We start from the raw sequence: 23357 nt of genomic DNA, 5'->3' as shown, positions 1-23357 counted from the left end.
ATGCTAAAAATTGGAGAAACTATTCTTCAGAAGCGAAAAGAAAGAGGCATAACTCAGGAAGAATTAGCAGAATTCATGATGGTAACAAAGGCGTCCGTATCAAAATGGGAGACAGGTCAAAGTTATCCAGATATTTTACTTCTACCAAAACTTGCCACTTTCTTTAATATAAGTGTGGATAAATTAATAGGATATGACCCAGGTTTATCTTCAACTCAAATACAAAAATTTTATATAGCCTTGGAGAATCGTGTCCTTGATGCTGGTATGGATAGTATCGTAGAAGATATAAAAATTAAAATTAAACAATACTATTCTTGCTTTGAACTACTATACTATATGGCTTTGTTTATTTTGAACCATTGTGATTTAGCAACTGATGATGTAAAAAAAGAGGAATATCTAGAATACGCAAATAACATACTAAATAGGGTATGCGAGCATTCTAAAGATCCTATATTAAAAGAACAATCATTGAGCTTGAGGGCAGCCTGTTTAATTAGTTTAGGAAAACCAGAAGAAGCATTAACTATTTTGCCATCTTCGGACATGCTCTCTATATCAAAAGATTGTTTAGTGGCTTCAGCTTATTTAAAAACGAAGAAAGAAAATGAAGTAGATCAGAAGCTACAAGTAATGATTTATAAGAACATAACTGATTTAATCACCCTTCTTATGATGAAGAGTAGTTTGAATAATGACGATTGGGTCAAAACTTCGGAGAGAGTGGAGGATTTAATAGAAAGTTTTAATCTCATTGAAATAAATGTTTCCATCGTTTTAAATTTTTATTTATCCTTAGCAACGCACTATATTGAAGATAATAATCTCAAACTTGCTAGTCAATATGTGGAAAAACTACTCAATTTGTTAATAGAGAGAAAGGGAAAATCGTTTAAGATAAGAGGAGATGAATATTTCAATCAAATAGATGAATGGCTTGATGAAAATTTATTATTATCTACGCATCCAAACAGAAGTGATGATATGATTGCTCGCTCTTATTTATTCGCAGTAACTGACAATGTGGGCTTTAAGGAAATTATTGAACAAGAAAAAATCAAGAATTTGCTTAGGAAGTTTGATACTCATTAAAGGCTATCGCGAAATGAGAAACTATAGTATCAAATTATAACCTCCTCTCATTTATTTATAATATGAATAAAATCCATTTTTTTAGTAACTTACACTATGGGAGATGGCCCTTACTGAAGAGTATAAAAATATTCTAAAATATGTTATCCTGTTTTCCATAACTATTCTGTAAATATAAGGGTATTTATTAAGTGAAGTGAAAACTATGATGTGAGGGAGAAAACCATGCAAGGAACAAAAGTGGCATTAAGTGATAAAGCACTAGCCTATTTAAAAAAGAAAAATATCCGCGCCATTTCCGTGGATACTTTAGAGCAGCCCTGTTGCGGCTTTCCCGGCGTGATCAACGAATCCGTCTCCAAGGGCGAGCCGAAGAAGGAACAGGATATTTATAAAAAGCAGGTTTACGAGGGAATCGACGTGTACTTCCCCTATTACACCAATGTAGACAGCCAGACGATTCACATCGATTGCGAACGCTTTTTAGGTTATACACGGCTTTTTGTCGCCAATGCTGTCATGGAATATTAAAAAGCCCGCCGAAAGGCGGGTTTTTTAGCGCCACAAAAAAACCTCCCCGAAGGGAGGTATAGAAGCGATACTTTAAGAAAAAACCGCGGATATTCCGCGGTTTCTCTTATTTAGTTGGAATTAATCGTTGGCGTAATTGTCGAAATAACCTTGTACCATAACGACGGGGGTACCCTTGTCGCCACTGCCGGAGGTTAAATCGGCGAGAGAACCTAAAAGGTCGGTGAGACGTCTCGGGGTGGTGCCCAAGGTTTCATCTCTTCCGAGCAAGTCTTGATCTTTTTCGTGGATGCGATCGATAATGACTTTTTCCATTTCGTCGGTACTTAAACCTTTAAGTTCCGTATCGGCCAAATATTTCATCTTCAGCTCGCTGGGCGTACCGTGTAAACCATCGGTATAGGCGGGAGAAACTACCGGGTCGGCAAGTTCCCAAATCTTTCCGATGGGATCTTTAAAGGCGCCGTCGCCGTAAACCATCACTTCAAAATGATTGTTGAAGTATTCGTTTAAGCGCTTTTGAACGGCATCGACAAAAGGTTTACCGTTTCTCGGGAAAAGCTTGATCATTTCGGGGCCGGCCATGTTGCTGCCGAGGACGCCGTATTGTTCATTGTATCCGTGAGCATCGGTAGGTTCTGCTAAAATATCGTCCAAACCGTAGACGAGATTAGCGCCGTTGTCTTTTAGTTCGCGCTTAATTAATTCGCGGGTATGAATACTTGCGACGAGCACATCTTTCGTGTAGGAAAGAATGGCGCGGGGATCGTTGGAGAAGTAAATTTCACTGTTCGGCGCGATTTCTTTGTAAAGTTTTACATAATCAATGCCGGTAAATTCGTGTTTTACTTCCTTGCCGAAATGTTCGCGGTATTGCGCTTCGGTCAGGACGTCACGGTAAGGGTTAATGCCCGTGCCGTAAAGTTTGTTTTCATCCATTAAATGGTTTCCGACCTCATCGGAGGGGAAACTCAAAAGAATATGGAGCTTTCTGCCGCTCTTTGCCAGACCTTTTAAGATCGTGGAAAAGCGGTTTCTGGAAAGGATCGGAAAAACGACGCCGAATTCACCGTCGAATTTATCGGCAACATTTTTTGCAATGTCGTCGCAGGTGGCGTAATTGCCTTGGCTGCGGGCGAGCAAAGATTCCGTAACACAGATAACATCTTTGTCGTGTACCTTAATGTTTTCGGATTCAATGGCATTTTTTACCGATTGAAAGACGATATCCACTAAATCATCGCCCTTTTTGACGATGGGGAGTCGAATACCGCGGGTCGTTGTTCCAATATAACGCTTCATGTTCAAGATCGCCTCTTTCATTTTGAAGTAACAACTAGGACTAAAACTACTTTCCTATTCTACCATATTTTCCTAAAAGGTGGTATCATAAATAGCAGAAAATACAGAAAAAACTCATTTGGAGGTGAAGTCGATGGGAAAAGTTTTCCCAAATAGGAAAAAAGGATTCTTCGAAGAACACTGGATCGCCCTGATCATTTTATGGCTTCTTTTCTTCGAACGGCTTTACATGATGTCTCGCTTGGGAGCGGATTACGGATTGAAAAGCGACGATGCAAGTTATGTAAAGGCCGGGATAACCTTTTTCCACACCGGCGCCATTACCATGCACGGCGTCGTCAGCGCTCAAATCATGCCGGGACTGCCCGTTTTAATCGGGGCATTTGTAGCCCTTTTCGGGGAAGGATATGGAATGTGGATCGGTTTAAAATTTTTTTGGTGCTTACTGGGAACCTTAGCACCCTGGTTTGTATACCTCACCATCGATTCAAAAGCGCCGAAGTGGGCGGCCATTCTGCCCATGCTTCTGTTCTTTACGCCGGATTTTGCGTGGCAGGATAATTTGATTTTAACGGAAACGCCCTTTTTATTTTTAACCTGCCTCTACCTTTACGGGCTCTTTCGCTTAGGCGACCGTAAGGATTGGACAAGTTACTTTATCGTCTTTGGCGCCGCCTTTTTGGCCTTTATGATGAAAGCCCAAGCTGCCGTCTATTTCTTCTTGCCCGTTCCTTATTTATGGATGAAAAAATATCCGAGCACCAAACTTTACGGCCAATGCTTTTTAACGTTGCTCTTAGTATCTTGCTTTATCGTACCGTGGACGGTGCGAAATTATTACCATTTCGGGGAGCTCATCCCCACAACCTACGGCATCGGCAATCCCTTACTCCTCGGCACGTACCAAGGGGTGGGCTATCCGAAAGATGAAGACGCCTTTAAGGAGCTTGCCATTCGCCGTGCCGTGGAGGAAGAGTATCAAAACCTCAAGGAGAAAGACGGAACGTATTCGGCGAAACACAAACGCTTCATTGCCTTGCGCACAGATGAGGCCAAAGCTCACGCTCGCATGCGGTATTGGTGGCGCCACGATCGGGTGTCAATGTTGAAAAGCTACCTATATATAAAGCCGAAGAGCATGTTGTACCAAACCTTCTATTGGGACGAAGTCGTTCCCCACACCAAAGGCGTCATCGAATGGGGGCGCCACGTGGATTTCTTCCTCGCCCTCGCCGCCCTTCCCGCAGCCATTTTGGCGCGGCGCACCGTGGCGGAAGTGATCTTCCTCCTATTCGCCTACGGCCTTCAGGTGTATATGTACGCCTATGCCTACGTCTTCGATCGCTACGCCCAAAGCTTATTGCCCTTCCGCTACATCGCCGTCGGATTCTTTTTAGCCGCCGCCGCGGAAATCCTTAAAAAAAGCGGATGGACTATTGAAAGTCGATGGGCAATTTATAAAACAGAAAGAGAATTTAATCGCCAACGGAAAAAGGCGCAATAAAAAACAGGCCCGAGAGCCTGTTTTTTTAATATGCCTTTGCGTAGTAGACCATGTGTTTTGCAGGTTTTCCGCAGTGGACACAGACGGTGTCGATTTCTTCTTGTTGATCGTCGAAGGGGATGCAGCGAATGGTGGCCGTGGTTTCGTCTTTGATTTCGGCTTCGCATTCTTCGTCGCCACACCACATACCTTTTAAGAAGGGATTGCCGGCGGCCATTCGTTCTTTAAATTCGTCGTAGTTTTTAACCGTAAAGGTATTTTCTTCCATCCGCTTTTTGGCGGCGACGAACATATCTTTTTGAATGGTTTCGAGCATGTCGTCCACTTGATCGGCGAGGTTTTCCATGGGAACGAAGATCTTTTCGTTGGTATCGCGGCGGACGAAGACCACTTGGTTATTTTCGATATCTTTCGGTCCGATTTCGATACGAAGGGGCACGCCCTTAAGTTCCCATTGATTGAATTTCCAGCCCGGGCTGTATTCTTCGCGGTCGTCGAGTTTGACGGTGAAGCGATCTTTTATGGAATCGTAAAGTTCTTGGGCTTTTTCTTTTACCCCTTCTTTGTGTAAGGCGATGGGCACGATAATAACTTGTGTCGGCGCGACGTGGGGAGGCATGACCATGCCGCGGTCGTCGCCGTGAACCATGATAAGGCCGCCGATTAAGCGCGTGGAAATACCCCAGCTCGTGGTCCAAGCTGTGGCGAGTTTGCCTTCTCTGTCTTGGAATTGAATGTCGAACATTTTCGCAAAGTTTTGGCCCAAGTTGTGGCTCGTACCCGATTGAAGAGCTTTGCCGTCGTGCATCATGGCTTCCAAAGTGTAGGTAGCGTCGGCGCCGGCGAAACGTTCGGAATCGCTCTTCTTACCTAAAATAACGGGAACGGCCATTTCATCTTCAATAACTTGGCGATAGATTTCGTGGATTCTCAAGGTTTCTTCTTGAGCATCTTCGTAGGTTTCGTGAACGGTGTGGCCTTCTTGCCATAAGAATTCGACGGTTCTTAAGAAGGGGCGCGTCGTTTTTTCCCAGCGGAATACGGAGCACCATTGGTTGATTAAAAGGGGAAGATCCCGGTAGGTTTGCACCCATTTGGAGTACATGGTGTTAATAATGGTTTCCGATGTGGGGCGCACGATCAGGCGTTCGGCCAATTCTTCGTCGCCGCCGTGGGTTACCCAAAGAACTTCCGGCGCAAAGCCGTCGAAGTGTTCTACTTCTTTTTGAAGCAAATGTTCGGGAATGAGCATGGGGAAGTAGGCGTTGGTGTGGCCTGTGGCCTTAAAGCGGCGATCGGCCTCTTCTTTAATTCTTTCCCATACGGCAAAACCATAGGGGCGAATGACCATACAGCCTCTAACCGGCGCGTAATCCGCCATTTCAGCTTTTAAGACGACGTCGGTATACCATTGCGCGAAATCGTCGTCGCGGGATGTAATCTCTCTTACAAATTTTTCTTTTTCTTTAGCCATTTTATCCTCCTAGACTATAAAAAAACCACGGCTTTTCTGGGACGAAAAACCGTGGTACCACCCAAATTCAACATCAAAAGATGTTCTCGACATCGTAACGTGATGAACGGCTCAGTTTATGAGCAACTCCGGAGCGGGATTCCGTATGGTGCCATTGTCGAATCTTTCAATCGGTGAATTCGACTCCCTGTTATGGTGAGATACGTACTTTTCTCCATCAGCGTTTAAAGAATATACGTCCATTATACAAGTTGGAAAAATCTTGTCAAGTAGAGTCGATAAATTTTGAGACGCTTACAATAAAATCAAAATCACAGTCCTCACTTCTTGACATCAAAAAATGTTTTGACTATTATAAAAGAAAACACCCCTCTTATCGGGAGGGCTTATAGGTTTTTTATATTGGTTGTCTTTCGGGAGAACCAATTTTTTGTTTTATAGGAGGAACTATGGATCTAAACAAAAGCTTTGGCGAAATGGCGTTTAATAAGCATATGATGCGGGAGCGGCTGCCCCACGCCATTTATTTCCGGTGGAAGAATGCCATTCGAAACGAAGCGCCACTGGACAGGGAAACTGCCGACGGCATCGCCCACGCCATGAAAGAATGGGCACTTGAAAAAGGCGCCACCCATTACTGCCACTGGTTTCAACCGCTTAACGGTTTGACGGCGAAAAAACACGATTCTTTTTTAGATCGCACGGATAAATACGAGCCTATTTATCGCTTCAGCGGCAAGGAATTAATTCGCGGCGAAAGCGACGGCTCCAGCTTCCCCACAGGAGGCATGCGCAGCACCTTCGAGGCGCGGGGCTACACTTATTGGGATGCTACGGCCAATTCTTTTATTATCGACAGAATCCTTTACATCCCCACGATCTTCGTTTCCTTTAACGGCGACAAGCTGGATAAAAAAGGCCCTCTTCTGGAATCCATGAAGCTTTTAAGCGACTACGGTTCCCGCGTGGTCAATCTCTTTGAAAAAGAAGAATACACCTACCGTATGAAACCGAAAGTAGGTCTGGAGCAGGAATTTTTCCTCATCGATCGCAAGCAATATGAGGAGCGAAGCGATTTAAAGAGCATCGGCCGCACGTTGATCGGCGCCGGCGCCCCCAAGGGTCAAGAGCTTGGGGATCATTACTTCGGCGGCATTCCCCGTCGGGTGATGGATTTTTACGAAGATGTAAACCAAAAGCTTTGGGAGCTTGGGATTTACGCCAAAACCGAACACAACGAAGTGGCGCCCGGGCAATTTGAAATCGTCGCCCTTTACGAAAACGCCAACATCGCCGTGGATTACAATCAGCTCATTATGAGCACATTAAAAGAAACTGCCGGTCAACACGGCATGGCATGTCTTTTACACGAAAAACCTTTTGCCGGCGTCAACGGCAGCGGCAAACACGACAACTATTCCCTGACGACCAATTACGGGAAAAACGTCTTCGATCCCGGAGACAATCCCAAGGAAAACATCACCTTCCTCCTGTTTTTAGCCGCCATGATCGAGGCGGTAGACGATTACGCGCCCTTGCTCCGCGTGGCATCGGGCGGACCCAGTAACGACGATCGCTTAGGCGGTTTGGAAGCGCCGCCGTCGATTATTTCCATGTTCCTCGGAAATGATTTGGAAGAAATTTTAAAAGACATCGCCCACGACGAATATCACGCTAAAATCGAAGTGCCCAAGGAGATTAAAATCAATTCTCTAGGCTACACGCCGAGAGATTCCAGCGACCGCAATCGCACGAGCCCCTTTGCCTTTACAGGTAATAAATTTGAATTCCGCATGGTGGGCTCGTCTATGACAGGCGCCGACGCCAACATAGTCATTAACACCGCCTTAGGGCACAGCCTTAGAAAAATGGCAGAGCGATTGGAGCCCTTTAAAGAGGACGAAGACGCCCTTCGAAAAGAAGCGTATCGCCTGGTAGCGGAAATCGTACGGGATCACGAACGCATCTTTTACAGCAAAGACAATTACGCCAGCGAATGGCGAGAAGAAGCTGAGCGTCGGGGTCTGCCCATTTACGACAGCTTCTTTGAAGCCCTTTCGGCGTATAAAGATAAAAAGCTCATGGCCATCTTCGACGAATACGGCGTCATTAGCGAAGAAGAAGCCGACGCCATTTACGAAGTGGGCATGGAAGCCGTATCGGTACATCATTTCCTCGAAGCCCGCACTTTAATGACCATGCTTTCAAAAGATGTGGAGCCTGCCGTCGTATCGGAATTGAACGATATCTTAAATGTGACGGGGCGTCTTGAAAACCCGGCCCTTGACGATCGGCTGGAAACGCTGAACACGCTGTTTGAAGAGCTTTTAGTGCGCCACAAAAAATTAAAGGCATCTTATGCCAAGGGCAAAACCCTTACAGGTTACGAGCGCGCCCGCTATTTCCAAGAAGAAATCAGCACGCAAATACCCCATATACGCAAAATCTGCGATGAATTAGAGGCGAGAATTTCCAGAAAACACTGGACCATTCCCACCTATGAAGATATTTTCACACGATTAGTTTAGGAGGCAATATGACAAAATATATTTTTGTTACCGGCGGCGTAGTGTCCGGTATCGGCAAAGGTATTAGCGCGGCGAGTATCGGCCGTCTGCTTAAAAACAGAGGCTTTAAAGTCTTTATGCAAAAATTCGATCCCTATTTAAATGTGGATCCGGGCACCATGAGTCCCTATCAACACGGGGAAGTCTTCGTTACAGCCGACGGCGCCGAAACCGATTTGGATTTAGGCCACTACGAACGCTTTACCAATGAAGAACTTACGAAATCCGCCTCCATTACCACGGGCAAAATTTACTCGCGGGTCATTCAAAAAGAACGCCGCGGCGATTACGACGGCGCCACCGTACAAGTCATCCCCCACATTACCGACGAAATCAAAAAAGCCGTCTATAAAGCCGGCACGGAAACCGACGCCGATGTGGTCATCACCGAAATCGGCGGCACCGTCGGCGACATCGAAGGCCTTCCCTTTATCGAAGCCATTCGCCAAATTCACTCGGAAAGCGCCGTAGACGACGTGCTCTATGTGCACACCGTGTTGATCCCCTCGATTCCCGGAAGCGACGAACTTAAAACCAAGCCCACCCAACACAGCTTTAAACAATTAATGAGCCAAGGGATCAAGGCGGATATTATTATTACAAGAAGCGACGGCGCCATCGACGAATCCATTCGCAACAAGATTTCCCTTTTCTGTGACGTACCGAAAGAAAACGTCATCGAATCCCGCCACGTAGACTTAATTTACGAACTACCTAATGTATTCCGCGATCAAAAACTCGACGAAATCATTATGGATCACCTGAAATTGGAAACCAAAGAAAACAAATCTGACGCGTGGGTTTCCATGGTGGAACACTTTAAAAAAGCGGAAGGCCCGGTAGATGTGGCCATCGTAGGAAAATACATTCAACTTCACGACGCCTACCTTTCCGTATCCCAAGCCCTTTTAGATGCGGGCTACGAACTGGGTCGCCTTGTAAACATTCATTACGTCGACGCCGAAGAGCTGACGGATGACGAAAAAGCCGAAGAAATTCTCAAGAAAATGGACGGCATCCTCGTTCCCGGCGGCTTCGGCGAACGGGGCGTGGAAGGCATGGTCCGCGCGTCGAAATTTGCGAGAGAGCACGAGATCCCCTACTTCGGCATTTGCCTCGGCATGCAAATTGCCGTCATCGATATTGCGAGAAACCTCGCAGGCCTTAGAGACGCTCACTCCACAGAGTTTGAGGTCAACACGCCTTACCCCGTCATCGACCTTATGGAATCTCAAATCGGCATTGAAAGCTTAGGCGGCACCCAACGCCTCGGCAATTACCCCTGCCATTTAGAAGAAGGAAGCAAGGCCAGGGAACTTTACGGCGAAGAGCATATTTTAGAGCGTCACCGTCATCGCTATGAATTTAATAACGAATACAGAGGAAAACTTCGGGAAGCCGGGCTTAAAATCGTCGGCATTAACGACGATCTCGACCTTGTCGAAGTGATCGAGTTGGATACGCCGGGCTATTTTGTGGCATGCCAATTCCACCCGGAATTTAAATCCCGCCCCAACCACATTCACCCCTTATTCCACGGCTTCATAGAAGCTGCCATGGAGCGTCGAGACCGTTGAGGGAGCGCTGGGATTTATACGACGCAGAAGATAAACCCACAGGCGAAGTCATTCTCCGCGGCGAACGCATACCGAAAGGGCGCTATCACCGCGTCGTGGAAGCGTGGCTTCGCACAAAAGACGGGCATTTTATCCTGCAAAAACGGTCGAAGAAAAAGAAAAACTTCCCGGGCTTTTGGTCCTGCACAGCTTGCGGAAGCGTACAGCAAGGGGAAGAGCCTGAAGAAGCCATGATCCGGGAAATGGCGGAAGAAATGGGCATTACGCTTTCGAGAGAAGATCTGACACTGGATCGCATCATTAGCGAATTCCCCGCCCATTACTATATTTATAAAATCGAAAAAGACGTAAGGGAACAAGACGTCGTCATCGATCCCGAAGAAGTCGACGACTTTATCTTCTTAACCGCCGATCAATTGCCCCGCTGGATCGAAGAACAAAACATGACAAAACTCGCCTACTACGACGATTTTTTTAAAAACTGGGCATAAAAAAACAGGTTCACTCACCGTAAGTGAACCTGTTTTCATTTAGTAAATGGGCACAGTATAAGTCCAAAGGGCAAGGCAAGGCTCCTTGGAAGAGTTAATATACGTATGCAAAGAGGTGGCGTCGAAGGCAATACTGTCGCCGGATTGAACGTCGTAGGGAACATCGTCGATGACGACAGTGAGGCTGCCGGAAAGGACGAAGCCGAATTCCTGCCCTTCGTGGCTGGATAAAACCGCATCATCCGGATCTTCCGTAGGTTCAAAGCGAATTTCCACCACTTGATAGTGGATATGCTTTGGCGGCGAAAGCACCCGCACCCTGCGCCGCATTCCCTCTTCATCGATCATTTTATGCTCCCCGCAGCGATAAATAACAGGCCGCTTGTGCGAAGGCATATCTTCAAAAAATTCACCCATGGTCGTATGCAAAGCATCGACAATGCGAAGCATGGCATTGACAGAGGGGGAAACGAGATCCCGTTCGATTTGGCTAATAAGCCCGGTCGACAGATTGGCCGCTTCGGCTAACTCCTTAATACTCATGCCGAGCTCCTTGCGCAAAACACGAATTTTATGGCCGGAAAACTTTCTCGACATAGGACACCTCCTTTAAATATATATATTAAACATAGTATACCATAATTTTATTAATACGCTATGAAAAGGTTACGATCCATGAGAGAAAAAGATTATGCTATAATAAAACGAAATAGGAGGTAAATCCATGGATAGAGAAAAAATACTGGTCGTCGATTTCGGCGGTCAATACAATCAGCTCATTACCCGTCGGGTACGGGAAAAAAACGTCTACGCCGAAGTCGTTCCCTATAAAAAAGCGTGGGAAGCCATTAAACAGGAAAAGCCCATCGGCCTCATCTTTACAGGCGGCCCCAATAGTGTTTACGACGAAAAAAGCCCGGACATCGATTCGGAAATCTTCAGCCTCGGCATCCCCATTTTAGGCATATGCTACGGCATGCAGCTCGTGGCGAAAAACCTGGGCGGCGTCGTAGAAAAATCCGATCGTCGCGAATTCGGAAAAACCAAAACCATGGTGGATCCGGCGAGCAAACTGTTCGACGGCTTGCAAGTGGAACAAACCACATGGATGAGCCACATCGATTACGTAAAAGAACTCCCCGAAGGGTTCCGCACCGTCGCCTCAACCGACAGCTGCCCTGTGGCGGCCATGGAAAACCGCGACAAAAACATATACGCTATCCAATTCCACGCCGAAGTGAACCACACGGAAAACGGACACGACATGATCGACAACTTCCTGAAAAAAGTGTGTGGCGCCAAAGGCGATTGGAACATGAAAGACTACGCCAAAGAAGCCAAAGCGGCCATACAGAAAAAAGTCGGCGATCAAAAAGTCGTCCTCGCCCTTTCAGGCGGCGTGGATTCCTCCGTGTGCGCCAAACTCCTGGCAGATGCCATTGGCGATCAACTTACCTGCATCTTCGTCGATCACGGCCTCATGCGCAAAGACGAAGGCAAAGAAGTAGAAGAAGCCTTTAAAGATACGGGCATGCACTTTATTCACGTGGATGCCAAAGATCGCTTCCTAGGCCGTTTAAAAGGCGTGGTCGAACCGGAAGAAAAACGTAAAATCATCGGCGAAGAATTTATTCGCGTCTTCGAAGACGAAGGCAAAAAAATAGGCGCCGTGGACTTTTTAGCCCAAGGCACCATCTATCCCGACGTCATCGAAAGCGGCGCAGGCGATGCAGCGGTCATCAAAAGCCACCACAACGTCGGCGGCCTTCCCGCCGTCGTGGATTTCAAAGGCTTAATCGAACCTCTGCGCGATCTTTTTAAAGACGAAGTAAGACAACTGGGCGAAACCATCGGATTAGATCCGAAACTCGTTTGGCGCCAACCCTTCCCGGGACCCGGCCTCGCCATACGCGTTATCGGCGAAATCACCGAAGAAAAACTCGACATTCTTCGCGAAGCTGACTATATCTTCCGCGACGAAATTGCAAAAGCCGGCATCGATCGCGACATCAACCAATACTTCGCCGTCTTAACCAACAACCGAAGCGTCGGCGTTATGGGCGACTTCAGAACCTACGATTACACACTGGCCCTTCGCGCCGTCACCACCTCCGACTTTATGACCGCCGATTGGGCGCGCATCCCCTACGAAGTGCTGGATAAAGTGAGCGTGAGAATCGTCAACGAAGTGGAACACATTAACCGCATCGTCTACGATATTACCTCCAAACCCCCGGCAACCATTGAATGGGAGTAGTAGCAAAATTTTATAAAACGGCTTAATTACAAGCTATAGAGAGAATAAAAAATGGCTACTGGTACTCAAATGGTACTGGAAGTAAAAAAGAATAAACTAAATAATAGTTCCAAGTGGTTTACATGAGGACAAAAAATTAGACCATAGCTTAAGTGTTATGGTCTTTTTTATTTGATAGATTGTACAGTTAAAAGCGACAATAAATTGTCGGTTTGAAGAAGACTGAAAAGAAAGTGATAGAACTTTTGATAGATATTTCAATTGTATAGCAAAATAAAGGAAAAAATAGGATATAACGAAAGGAAAAGAATATATATAGGTAAAAATTGGATTATAACATTTGATAATTAGTGATTTGATATACACGATTTAATCCTAAGATTAGGTCAGGAAGCATACGGTGCTCTGACCTTTTTTTGTTATAATACAAGTAATAAAGATTAAGCTGGAATAAGGAGGGAGTGTATTGTCTAAAATTAAAAAAGAAAAAATTTTTGCTAAAGGTTTTGATATTGAGGTTTACACAGAAGATTTTAAGAATGACTATATAAGCTTAACGGATATAGCAAAATATAAAAATACAGATGATCCAAGATTTGTAATTCAAAATTGGATGAGAAATAGAAATACTCTTGAATTTATAGGATTATGGGAAGCACTTAATAATCCAAATATTAACCGTGTGCAATTCGACACGTTTAGAAATGAAGCCGGTTTAAATAGATTCACAATGACCCCAGGAAAATGGATAGAATCTACAGATGCTATAGGTATAGTTTCAAAAGCAGGCAGATATGGTGGAACCTATGCTCATTATGATATAGCTATGGAATTTGCATCTTGGCTTTTTCCGGAATTTAAGCTATATATTATTCAAGATTACAAAAGATTAAAAGAAGATGAAAACTCAAGATTATCATTAACTTGGAATCTCCATAGAGAAATATCAAAAATTAATTATAAAATTCATGCAGATGCAATAAAAGAACACCTTCTTAAAGATTTGACCATTGAACAATTATCATTCAAGTATGCTTGTGAAGCGGATATGCTAAATGTAGCATATATTTAATAAAACTGCTAAAGAGTGGCGTGAAGAAAATCAGGATTTAAAAGATAATATGAGAGACTATGCAAGTTTAAATGAGTTATTGGTGCTTGCAAATATGGAAAGCTATAATGCAATTTTTATTGGTAAAGGTATAGATCAAAAAGAAAGAATGATAGAGCTAAGGAATCTTGCTAGAACACAATTGATGTCACTTAAAAAACTTGGTGAAAGTGATATTAAAAAATTAGAGGGAAAGAAATAACAATTTCAAATAACAAATAGATAAATTTTATTTGTCGAGGAAGAATATCAATTTTAATAGAATAATTCCTGAATTATCAGTTTTTGATATTTATTGGACTAAAAAATTTTATAGTGAATTAGGATTTAAAAGAATGACAGTAGTTGGGTGTTGATAGAGGAGGTTTTTAGAAGTATATGATAAAGAAAGCAATATTACGAAAATCCTGTTTTAGAGCTATAGACAACATTTTGTATGAAGGAACGACAGATGTAGAATTGTTTAATCGAGCTTTTGAAATTGATTATCTAAAAGATGAGGAAGTAAGAGAAGAATTATGCAGTATGGTTTGCTCTTATATTCAAAAAAATAAATTTTCAGAACTAAAAGTTCATAAATTAGGGCATGTATTGGTGCCAAAGAAGAGTTTGTCAGATTATAGGAAATGTGCTTTAATTGACATTTATGATGAAATTGTATATTTAACATTGGTAATTAGTATTGCTGATGAGATAGAAAAAATGAGAATAAACAAGAGTAAAAATAGAGTCTTTTCTTATAGATTTGGAAGTTTTAAAGGTAAACTTTTTGATGGCAAATTTCATTACACTGCCTTTAGACAAAGAACATTGGAAAAAAGCAAATATACTAAGAATAAAGTTGTAGTGGAGTGTGACATATCAAATTTTTATGATAGATTAAATATTCATAGAATTGAATCTATTCTAAGATCTAATCCAAAGATTGATGTGGATATAATATCTTTAATTAATGAATTATTATTGTACTGGGCAAATAGAGATTCTTATGGGTTACCTGTTGGTTCTAATGCTTCAAGGATACTTGCAGAGGTTGCTTTAATCGAAGTAGATAACTATCTTTTTTCAAAAGGAATTGACTTCTGCCGATTTGTGGATGATTATAGGATTTTTGCTAAAAACGCATTTGAAGCTCACAGTAATCTTGCTTTATTAACTTTAAAATTAAGCAAAGAAGGTATGTTTTTAAATACTCAAAAAACTAAAGTTAAAGATATTTCAAACTATAACAAACAAAATCTTAGTAGTGATGTTAATAGTGCTCAAAATGATGTTACTCTTGACGAAGTTGATGATAAGCAGCCAAATCTTCCTAAAATAATAAGAGGTTATTCAGGTCTAATTCCTAGCAAATTTAGAAAATTGTCTAACGCAGAAATTGAAAAATTAAAAGAGAATGACTTGGATGAGCTTATTAATGATGCTAATAATAGCATGCTTATTGAAGAAAAAGCGATTACCACAATTATGCGTACTATTATTGCAAAAGAAGAATACAGAAGATTGACGGAACTTCCTAATATAATAAAAAAATTTCCTCAATTTATACCTTATTTTATTGATGCTGTAATAAAATGCCAAGGTATTGGTAAGGAAGATTTAGTTAAAATTCAAAATGATTTTGAAGAATGGATGACAGATGTGGACGTACCAGAATATATTCAAGTGTATTTAGTGCGAATATATTCTACTAATTTACTTGAAAATAAAGAAATTTTGTTAAATTCGTTTAGAAATTTGAAGAGAAATTCAGGAGATTATATTGGAAGAGCATTATTGGAGTCTTTAGATGGAAAGCTATCGAGAGGAGAATTGCTTGAAATTAGAGATTACTATTATCGCGCAGATAAATGGGAAGAAAGGCAAATTTTAAAGATGATTAGTAGTGGCCTTTCAAAAGGTGAAAAAAGAGCATTTTTCAAAGATATTAAAATTCATGAAGATGATTATTTCATTAATAAAATAGTAAAAGACAACGGTAATAGGTAGATGTTTTAGAAGAGATATTTTTACTAATATTAAAAAAAGTAAAGTGGGAGTAGGACTATTAAATAGAAGAAAGTTAGTAAAAAATTATCATTAGTATTTTTATAAAATTGATGGAAAGGAAGAGAATAGGAGGAAAAAGTTTGAATGTGTATGAACCTTGTGAATGTATGATTTATAAAAATAATAAAAATTTTGATATGCCTGAAGAGATTATTGAGTCCGTTTTGAAAAACAATTTAGTTCTTTTTTGTGGTGCAGGTATAAACACAGAGTCAAAATCTGTTTTTTCTGAATCATTTTACACAAGTATTTTATGTGAGATAGAAGATAAGACAAATAAGAAAGTTGATTTAGACACCAGTTTTTCTAGGCTAATGAGTTTATATATTGATACATTTCCTAATGGTCGTAGGAAATTGCTAAATAAAATCAAAGTTGCAAGGTTGGATATTACTAAAAATGGTATAGATAATAATTCGGTAGTTCCTAAACTATAGTTTATCTTTATTGATGAATAGATTTAATTATGAGTAAAAAATGATGATAATTTAAAAAATATAAAATGTTGATGATAGAAAGGAAAGGTCAATGAATCTTAATAGTGTAAAAATTAGAAACTTTAGAGGATATAAAGATGAGGTATCTATAAAAATAGATGACCTTACAACTATAGTTGGTAAAAATGATTCTGGTAAATCTACTATATTAGAAGCTTTGGAGATATTTTTTAATAATAAGATCGTTGTATGTGAAAAAGAAGACTTATCTATAAACCATAGTCAAGGCGATGATTTAATAGAGATAACTTGTGTTTTTTCTCCAATTTTAGAGTCGATTTCTATAGATGCTTCTTCTGAAACAACATTAAAAAAAGAATTTTTACTAAACACTGATGGTTTGTTGGAAATAAAAAAAGTATTTAAAGCTAGTACTGCAAAACCAAAACCTTCTACATTTATAGTTTGTAATCATCCTTCCGATGAAAACTTTAATGATTTATTAACGTTAAAGATTAAAGATTTAAAACAGCGAGCAAAAGATCTCAATATTGATGAATCAAAATATGAGGCAAGAAGTAGTGTTAGTTTGAGGCAAGCTATCTGGAAGGAAAATGAGAAATTAAATTTAGTTACTACAGATGTTCCTGTTGATAAAGAAGATTCAAAAAAAATATATAGTAAATTAGAAACATATTTACCCTATTACGCTCTTTTCCAATCAGATCGTTCTAGCTCTGACACAGATAAAGAAATAACAGATCCGATGAAAGTTGCTGTACAAAAGGCTTTGCAAGAAGTAGAAAAAGAACTTAATGTAATCAAAGAAGAAGTTAGAAAAAAAGCATTAGATACTGCAAATAGAACTTTAAATAAACTTAAAGATATGAACAGTGAATTAGCTACATCTCTTACACCTGAATTTAAAACTGAACCTAATTTTGATTCTTTATTTAAACTCACAATAAATTCAGACGATAATATACCTATGAATAAAAGAGGGAGTGGAGTCAGAAGATTAGTTTTATTAAATTTTTTTAGAGCGGAAGCAGAACGACAATTATCTGAAGATGATCAAAACAGTTCAATAATTTATGCTTTCGAAGAACCAGAAACATCCCAACATCCATTACATCAAAAATTACTGGTAGAGGCTTTTTTGGAAATATCAAAAAAAGATAATGCTCAAGTGATAGTTACAACACATACACCTGCAATTTGTGGTCTATTACCGTTAAACAGTTTAAGATTAGTAGATAAAACTAATAAGGTTACACTAGTAAGGGACAGTTCGGATGACGTATATAAGCAAATAGCAGAAATGCTAGGAGTTTTACCAGAACCTTTTAGTAGCAATGCTAAAGCAATTATTCTAGTTGAAGGAAAATCTGATGTTATTTTTCTCAAACATACAGCAAATAAATTAAAAGAAGGTACTTATATAAGTAATACATTTGATGAAAAAAATATAGCAATCGTACCAATAGGTGGTTGTGGGAATCTTAAACATTGGATAACGCAAAAAATAGCAGAACAATTTTCAATACCTTGGGGAATTTTGTTGGATTCTGATAAAGGAACTGCTGATGAGGAAAGAAATCTTAAACAGGTAAAAATTTTATTAGATAAAGGAATAAAAGCATATGTTACTAGAAAAAGAGAACCAGAAAATTATATTAGTATTGATTGTATAGACGAAAAAGTATTTGACTCACAATTCTCAGAAACAGAAGACGCTAAAAAGAAAATTGGTTCTGCCATAAGAATGTCTCCTAATGATGTTTTAGAAAAATTATGGCCTAAAATGACTGCAGTACAAATTAGAGATGCAGAGAAGTACATTGATGCTGATGGAACTGAAAGATATGAATTAACAGAAATGATACAAGATTTTTTAAGCATGGTAGATTAACATATTATACTTTATTTGAAATTTATGAATATAATTTCTCCGGTACTTGGACTGGGACGGGAATAAAAATTTGAAAATGTCCTATAATTAGGTGGATTTAGTTATACTCTAAAAAATAGAACCTAGTATTTTGAATGGTTTGGGATATATCGGACATTTGGAAAAGAAGAATGGGAGTAACAGAATCAAATATGCTACTGTTATAAAAGGCTTAAAGATACAGGAGTTGAGCGGTTTTGATGTAGTAAAATTCTCTAATGATACTGTTTTGATACTAAAAGTAAGAAAAAGCAGGTCTGAAAGGGAGTTGTTGAATTTAGGTAAAAATTTTAGAAAGCCTTCCATCATTTTGGTGGGAGGCTTTTGTTGAAATAGTAATTGGAAAAATAAGAATTTATGAGGGACAGATGATGAAAAAGAAGGTGTTAGTTTTTTATGGATTAAATCTCTTAATTACAGTTTTTTTTGCACTGTTATTCGGGGGAATATTGGGAAGCATTGGCGGAAATGAAATGATGTTAGGGCTACTCGTTGTATTAGGTGTTCAATTATCTCCATTTGTGACTACTATGATATTTAGAAAAATATATAAACAAAAGATGGAGTATACATACGAATTCAATAAGTACTCGATTATAGCATGTGTATTGCCGATTTTTTTGGTTGTTATATCTGCATTTATACTAAGTTTGTCAGGTATCTCATATGTCAAAACAGAATTCAAGGGGACTATCTTGATTGTCGCTATTCTTATAACATTAGCAGGTGCTTACACGGAAGAATTTGGATGGAGAGGATGCCTGTTACATATCATAGAAATAGAGCATACACCTTTTGTCAGCTCTCTTTTTGTAGGTGTGCTTTGGGGAATATGGCATTTCTTTAAAATATCAAGTGTAGGTGTCGTTGGATTTTTATTATTCATCCCAACGATTATGTTGTTCAGTGTTTTAATGACTTATATCTTTCACAAGTCAAATAAATCTCTTGTAAATATGGCTGTATTCCATTCATTTATTAACTTAACAAATATATTTATGATTTATAACAGAGAAGGTAAAGCCTTTTACGTAGTTTTATTCAGTGTACAGTCAGCAGTTATTTTTCTGATTTTTTTGAATGATAGAAGTTATTTCAGATTGAAAACCAATCAATAAATGCTAGTTTATCGTAATAGTAGATTACTAAGTAAAAGAACACATAACTTTAAGACCTAAAAATCTTTCAGCTATGTGCTTTTTCTGGTTCTAAAATATCCGTTGAGAATAACCTCCTCAACGGATATTTTAGAACCTTTTTTCTATTGCTTTTTGTTTTTTATTGGAATATATTCGAATCACTAGGAGGCATTATGAAAGATTTTTGGTCCTATGATAAGGATGATATTTTAAAAAAATTAAATACGAGCGAAAATGGTTTGTCGAGTAAAGATGCCGACGACAGAATGGCACGTTATGGTAAAAATGTTTTTGAGGAAACGAAATCCGGATCCAATGTGATGATCTTTTTGTCTCAATTTAAAAGCCCCATAACCATGATTCTGATTTTTGCGGCTGTATTGTCGATTTTTATGAAGGATTATTCAGATGGAATGATTATCCTGATTATTATCATGATTTCTTCTTTTTTGAGTTATCTTCATGAAAGTAAAGCAAACGATGCGGTTAAACGTCTGCTGTCTTCTGTTAGCGTTACTTCTTCTGTCCTAAGAGACGGGGCTTTTAAGGAGATCGACAACGGCAATCTTACGATTGGCGATATCATCAGGGTTAAAACAGGGGATATGATACCGGCGGATTGCTTGCTGATGGAGGGCAATTCCATATCTACTGATGAATCGAGTTTAACAGGGGAGACATTTCCCGTTGAAAAGGTGACGACAACAATACCTGCCGACACGAATCTTTCGAAAAGAAAAAATTCCCTTTGGATGGGCACGCACGTTATGAGCGGCTCCGGAAAGGCGATTATAGTTAATTTAGCAAAAGATTCTGAGTTTGGAAAAATCACCTCATCCCTTAGCCAAAAAGATTCGGATACAGATTTTGAAAAAGGGATAAAGGATTTCGGCAATTTAATTTTACACGTCACGACCCTTTTAATTGGCTTAATCTTCCTGTTTAATATTATCCTAAACAAGTCTTTCTTAGAATCCTTTATGTTTGCCCTGGCTCTTTCCGTGGGCTTAACCCCTCAAATGTTGCCGGCGATCATTAGCGTGAATTTGTCACAGGGCGCCAAGAGAATGTCTGAACAGGGCGTTATTGTCAAGAAATTAAATTCAATCGAAAACTTCGGCTCCATGACCATTATGTGTTCCGACAAAACCGGCACCATAACAAAGGGAAAGGTGAAGCTTGATTCAGCGCGAACCTTTAATGGCGAACAATCGGAGATGTTAAATAAATTCGCGGCCATTAACGCTTATTTTCAAGAAGGCTATTCAAATCCAATCGATGAAGCCATTTTAAGTTCAAGCAACTATGATTTTTCGGGTTATAAAAAGCTTTTTGAAATCCCCTACTCATTTGAAAACAAACTTTTAAGCGTCATAGTAAAAACGGATTCTGATCTTTCAAACCAAAATATAATGATTACAAAAGGCGCCTTTGAAAGCATCGTCACTATATGCGATTTTTATGAAACGGCAGAGGGTTCGATTGGAAATATTCATGAGATCAAAACCCAACTATTTGATTCATTTGCCGAATTTTCAAGCCAAGGCTACAGAGTCTTAGGTCTTTCCTATAAAGTTTTGAACGACGATACTGACGTTCAAAAGGAAAAGGCCGAAGGCATGATGTTCAAAGGATTCTTACTCTTCATCGATCCCTTAAAAGAAGACGTCAACGACGTTATCGTTCAAATGAAGGATCTGGGCGTGTCGTTAAAAATGATAACGGGCGACAATCAAGAAATTGCCAAAAATATCGGAAGTCAAATAGGCCTTAATCCGAAAAAAATAATGTTGGGCGACGAGCTGGGCTCATGTTCTATAAGTCAACTAAACAAAAAGGTCTCGGATATCGATATTTTTGCTGAAATAAGTCCAAACCAAAAGGAAAAAATAATTAGAGCCTATAAAGAAGCCGGAGAGATAGTAGGCTATATGGGCGACGGCATCAACGATGCGCCGGCTATAAAACAAGCGGATGTCGGCATATCAGTTGATACGGCCGCTGATACGGCAAAAGATGCGGCTTCCATTGTGCTTTTACAAAATAGTTTAAAGGTGTTGTTATCCGGAATAAAAGAAGGCAGAAGAACCTTCATAAACACTTTGAAATATATATTTGTCGCAACAAGTGCCAATTTCGGAAACATGTTTTCCATGGCAGGGGCAAGTCTTTTCTTAAAATTTTTGCCCCTATTACCAAAACAAATTCTTCTTACCAATTTATTTACCGATTTTCCCTCTTTGCAAATCGCATCGGACTCTGTGGACGACGATTGGTTAAAGACGCCGGTAAAATGGGATATGAAATTCATCCGAAAGTTTATGGTCGTCTTTGGAATCATATCTTCCCTTTTTGACTATGTCACATTTTTTGTCTTGTTGCATATCTTTAAGGCCGATGAAACGCTGTTTCAAACCGGCTGGATGTTGGAATCCGTCATTTCTGCAATGGTCGTGATGCTCATCGTTCGAACGGCAAGGCCGGTGATAAAAAGCAAACCGAGTAAAAAATTATTACGATCTGTCGTATTCGTAAGTTTGATTTTAATTTCAATCATCTACAGCCCCATTAATTCCTATCTCGGTTTAATGGCACTTCCACTTAAAGCATTTATTTCCATGCTTTGTATATCCGCCGTCTATGCCTTCGTTGCGGAAATCCTGAAGAAAAGATTCTACCAACACAATTCATTTTCCAGATGAAACTGAAAAGCTGAGCAAAAGTGAATCATACAATAAAATCGCAGTGTTTGCTGCGATTTTTTATGATATGGGTGGATAATAAAGACCAATAGAAGAAAAGAATCTGGTCTTTCATTTTAAGGAAAGATAAAATAATAGAAGATTTTAATTTTAGAAAGGAAGGATGCCATGGCAATCGACGGAATTTGGCAGATTTTATGGTTGTTTTTCATTTATTCATTTTTAGGATGGGTTACGGAAGTATGTTTAAAATACTTGCAGTACCATCGCTTTATTAACAGAGGATTCCTCATTGGGCCCTACTGTCCCATTTATGGCGCCGGCGCCGTCATGATCACGTTGGGCGGCGACATGCTTTCTGCCATGGATCGTTCCCTGGCCATGAGTTTTCTCATCGCCTTCATTCTTTGCGGCTTATTGGAATACGCCACAAGCTACATACTGGAAAAATATTTTCACGCCCGCTGGTGGGATTACAGCCAAAAGCCCATGAATCTGCACGGCCGCGTGTGGATCGGCAATTTGATCCTCTTCGGGATTGGGGGCGTCGCCATTTTAGACATACTGAATCCGCGCTTCCTCGCCCTGTCTGCGCGATGGGAGCCTGCTATTTTTACCGCCGCTTTAACGGCCGTCGCCGTCCTTTTCCTTGCCGATGTGATGGTAAGTTACTTTATCATGAACCTCTTGAAACGAGGAGTGGAAAAGAGTCGATCCGATAAAAGCGAAGAAATCGCCGCCGAAGTTCGCTACCTCCTGGAAAACCGCTCCGTTTTCCACAAGCGGATTATGGATGCTTACCCGGAACTGACCTTCCGCACGGAGAGAGTAAAAGCCCGCTTGGAGCGCATTCGTAAAGAAGGAGAGGCCATACGCCTTCTCGCCGAAGAAAAAGTCGAAGTTCTCGAAGAAAGAACACTCGCCGGTCGGGAAGCTGCACGCAAAAACCTCACCACCACTTGGAGCCTGCAACGGGATATTATCGAAAAGCAGGATGAAATTATCGCCTTGCTGAAAAAGGGTGATGCAGGGGATATCCCAATGCTGGAAGAAGCCGTTAACGAGAATAAAGAAATTATTGAAAATAGAGAGCGCCGTTATCGGCTGTTGAAAAATGAGTAAGATGAATTTCTAAATAAATGTTATAATTGGTTGTATCATTATGTTAAG

16 protein-coding genes and 1 pseudogene are annotated in these 23357 nt (G+C 40.5%); 14 read left to right on the top strand and 3 right to left on the bottom strand.

Annotated features, from left to right (window positions below; all coding sequences use genetic code 11):
• On the top strand, nt 1-1095 hold the full coding sequence (locus HMPREF1863_RS00175; protein ID WP_068366001.1) for a helix-turn-helix domain-containing protein: 1095 nt from the start codon (nt 1-3) through the stop codon (nt 1093-1095).
• 225 nt (nt 1096-1320) lie between these two features.
• Nucleotides 1321-1626 (top strand): hypothetical protein, encoded by a 306-nt coding sequence (locus HMPREF1863_RS00170; protein ID WP_068366000.1) that lies wholly within the window; start codon nt 1321-1323, stop codon nt 1624-1626.
• A 120-nt stretch (nt 1627-1746) separates the two neighbouring features.
• On the opposite strand, the gene HMPREF1863_RS00165 is transcribed toward HMPREF1863_RS00170, so the two are convergent.
• Nucleotides 1747-2928 carry a coenzyme F420-0:L-glutamate ligase gene (locus tag HMPREF1863_RS00165; RefSeq protein WP_068366040.1) on the bottom strand — a complete coding sequence of 394 codons (1182 nt, stop codon included), beginning with the start codon at nt 2926-2928 and terminating at the stop codon, nt 1747-1749.
• 133 nt (nt 2929-3061) lie between these two features.
• On the opposite strand from HMPREF1863_RS00165, the gene HMPREF1863_RS00160 reads away from it, so the two are divergent.
• Entirely contained in the window at nt 3062-4432 is a 1371-nt protein-coding gene (locus tag HMPREF1863_RS00160) for a glycosyltransferase family protein (RefSeq protein ID WP_068365998.1), read from the top strand.
• A 25-nt stretch (nt 4433-4457) separates the two neighbouring features.
• Here HMPREF1863_RS00160 and proS read toward each other — a convergent pair whose 3' ends face one another.
• The gene (gene proS / locus HMPREF1863_RS00155) at nt 4458-5906 is read right to left on the bottom strand and encodes a proline--tRNA ligase (RefSeq protein WP_068365996.1); all 1449 of its coding nucleotides are present in this window, start codon (nt 5904-5906) and stop codon (nt 4458-4460) included.
• 449 nt (nt 5907-6355) lie between these two features.
• On the opposite strand from proS, the gene HMPREF1863_RS00150 reads away from it, so the two are divergent.
• Genes HMPREF1863_RS00150 through HMPREF1863_RS00140 form a run of 3 tightly spaced genes read left to right on the top strand, consistent with a single transcriptional unit; the run spans nt 6356 to nt 10541 of the window.
• Nucleotides 6356-8434, top strand: a complete 2079-nt coding sequence (locus HMPREF1863_RS00150; protein ID WP_068365994.1) for a glutamine synthetase III domain-containing protein — start codon at nt 6356-6358, stop codon at nt 8432-8434.
• A gap of 8 nt (nt 8435-8442) precedes the next feature.
• Nucleotides 8443-10050, top strand: a complete 1608-nt coding sequence (locus tag HMPREF1863_RS00145) for a CTP synthase (RefSeq protein ID WP_068365992.1) — start codon at nt 8443-8445, stop codon at nt 10048-10050.
• A complete protein-coding gene (locus HMPREF1863_RS00140) occupies nt 10047-10541 on the top strand; it encodes an NUDIX hydrolase (RefSeq protein ID WP_068365991.1) in 495 nt (164 codons plus the stop codon). The genes HMPREF1863_RS00145 and HMPREF1863_RS00140 overlap by 4 nt, the downstream gene beginning before the upstream one ends.
• A 39-nt stretch (nt 10542-10580) precedes the next feature.
• On the opposite strand, the gene HMPREF1863_RS00135 is transcribed toward HMPREF1863_RS00140, so the two are convergent.
• Complete coding sequence (locus HMPREF1863_RS00135) at nt 10581-11138, bottom strand: helix-turn-helix domain-containing protein (RefSeq protein ID WP_068365989.1); 558 nt, start codon at nt 11136-11138, stop codon at nt 10581-10583.
• 127 nt (nt 11139-11265) lie between these two features.
• On the opposite strand from HMPREF1863_RS00135, the gene guaA reads away from it, so the two are divergent.
• The 8 genes and pseudogenes from guaA to HMPREF1863_RS00095 all read left to right on the top strand — a co-directional run bounded on the left by guaA (nt 11266) and on the right by HMPREF1863_RS00095 (nt 23309).
• The gene (gene guaA / locus HMPREF1863_RS00130) at nt 11266-12798 is read left to right on the top strand and encodes a glutamine-hydrolyzing GMP synthase (protein WP_068365987.1); all 1533 of its coding nucleotides are present in this window, start codon (nt 11266-11268) and stop codon (nt 12796-12798) included.
• Nucleotides 12799-13264: 466 nt separating this feature from the next.
• Nucleotides 13265-14111: pseudogene (locus tag HMPREF1863_RS00125) on the top strand (KilA-N domain-containing protein).
• A gap of 176 nt (nt 14112-14287) precedes the next feature.
• The gene (locus HMPREF1863_RS00120) at nt 14288-15898 is read left to right on the top strand and encodes an RNA-directed DNA polymerase (RefSeq protein WP_068365985.1); all 1611 of its coding nucleotides are present in this window, start codon (nt 14288-14290) and stop codon (nt 15896-15898) included.
• 167 nt (nt 15899-16065) lie between these two features.
• Nucleotides 16066-16395 carry a hypothetical protein gene (locus HMPREF1863_RS00115; protein WP_232300079.1) on the top strand — a complete coding sequence of 110 codons (330 nt, stop codon included), beginning with the start codon at nt 16066-16068 and terminating at the stop codon, nt 16393-16395.
• A 91-nt stretch (nt 16396-16486) separates the two neighbouring features.
• Nucleotides 16487-18307 (top strand): ATP-dependent endonuclease, encoded by a 1821-nt coding sequence (locus HMPREF1863_RS00110; protein ID WP_068365978.1) that lies wholly within the window; start codon nt 16487-16489, stop codon nt 18305-18307.
• Between the two features lie 407 nt (nt 18308-18714).
• Nucleotides 18715-19464 carry a type II CAAX endopeptidase family protein gene (locus HMPREF1863_RS00105; RefSeq protein WP_068365976.1) on the top strand — a complete coding sequence of 250 codons (750 nt, stop codon included), beginning with the start codon at nt 18715-18717 and terminating at the stop codon, nt 19462-19464.
• A gap of 194 nt (nt 19465-19658) precedes the next feature.
• The gene (mgtA, locus tag HMPREF1863_RS00100) at nt 19659-22187 is read left to right on the top strand and encodes a magnesium-translocating P-type ATPase (protein ID WP_068365975.1); all 2529 of its coding nucleotides are present in this window, start codon (nt 19659-19661) and stop codon (nt 22185-22187) included.
• 168 nt (nt 22188-22355) lie between these two features.
• The gene (locus HMPREF1863_RS00095; RefSeq protein ID WP_068365974.1) at nt 22356-23309 is read left to right on the top strand and encodes a putative ABC transporter permease; all 954 of its coding nucleotides are present in this window, start codon (nt 22356-22358) and stop codon (nt 23307-23309) included.
• The last annotated feature ends 48 nt before the right edge of the window (nt 23310-23357 follow it).

Source organism: Aedoeadaptatus coxii, from assembly GCF_001553115.1.
Taxonomy (GTDB): Bacteria; Bacillota; Clostridia; order Tissierellales; family Peptoniphilaceae; genus Aedoeadaptatus; species Aedoeadaptatus coxii.
Note: the sequence above shows the minus strand (reverse complement) of the source record. Positions and strands in the feature narration are given on the sequence as shown.

Bases quoted from the DNA above. Each gene is read 5' to 3' on its own strand.
- HMPREF1863_RS00175 (WP_068366001.1), top strand. From the start codon at position 1: ATGCTAAAAATTGGAGAAACTATTCTTCAGAAGCGAAAAGAAAGAGGC.
- HMPREF1863_RS00170 (WP_068366000.1), top strand. From the start codon at position 1,321: ATGCAAGGAACAAAAGTGGCATTAAGTGATAAAGCACTAGCCTATTTA.
- HMPREF1863_RS00165 (WP_068366040.1), bottom strand. From the start codon at position 2,928: ATGAAGCGTTATATTGGAACAACGACCCGCGGTATTCGACTCCCCATC.
- HMPREF1863_RS00160 (WP_068365998.1), top strand. From the start codon at position 3,062: ATGGGAAAAGTTTTCCCAAATAGGAAAAAAGGATTCTTCGAAGAACAC.
- proS (WP_068365996.1), bottom strand. From the start codon at position 5,906: ATGGCTAAAGAAAAAGAAAAATTTGTAAGAGAGATTACATCCCGCGAC.
- HMPREF1863_RS00150 (WP_068365994.1), top strand. From the start codon at position 6,356: ATGGATCTAAACAAAAGCTTTGGCGAAATGGCGTTTAATAAGCATATG.
- HMPREF1863_RS00145 (WP_068365992.1), top strand. From the start codon at position 8,443: ATGACAAAATATATTTTTGTTACCGGCGGCGTAGTGTCCGGTATCGGC.
- HMPREF1863_RS00135 (WP_068365989.1), bottom strand. From the start codon at position 11,138: ATGTCGAGAAAGTTTTCCGGCCATAAAATTCGTGTTTTGCGCAAGGAG.
- guaA (WP_068365987.1), top strand. From the start codon at position 11,266: ATGGATAGAGAAAAAATACTGGTCGTCGATTTCGGCGGTCAATACAAT.
- HMPREF1863_RS00120 (WP_068365985.1), top strand. From the start codon at position 14,288: ATGATAAAGAAAGCAATATTACGAAAATCCTGTTTTAGAGCTATAGAC.
- HMPREF1863_RS00115 (WP_232300079.1), top strand. From the start codon at position 16,066: ATGATTTATAAAAATAATAAAAATTTTGATATGCCTGAAGAGATTATT.
- HMPREF1863_RS00110 (WP_068365978.1), top strand. From the start codon at position 16,487: ATGAATCTTAATAGTGTAAAAATTAGAAACTTTAGAGGATATAAAGAT.
- HMPREF1863_RS00105 (WP_068365976.1), top strand. From the start codon at position 18,715: ATGATGAAAAAGAAGGTGTTAGTTTTTTATGGATTAAATCTCTTAATT.
- mgtA (WP_068365975.1), top strand. From the start codon at position 19,659: ATGAAAGATTTTTGGTCCTATGATAAGGATGATATTTTAAAAAAATTA.
- HMPREF1863_RS00095 (WP_068365974.1), top strand. From the start codon at position 22,356: ATGGCAATCGACGGAATTTGGCAGATTTTATGGTTGTTTTTCATTTAT.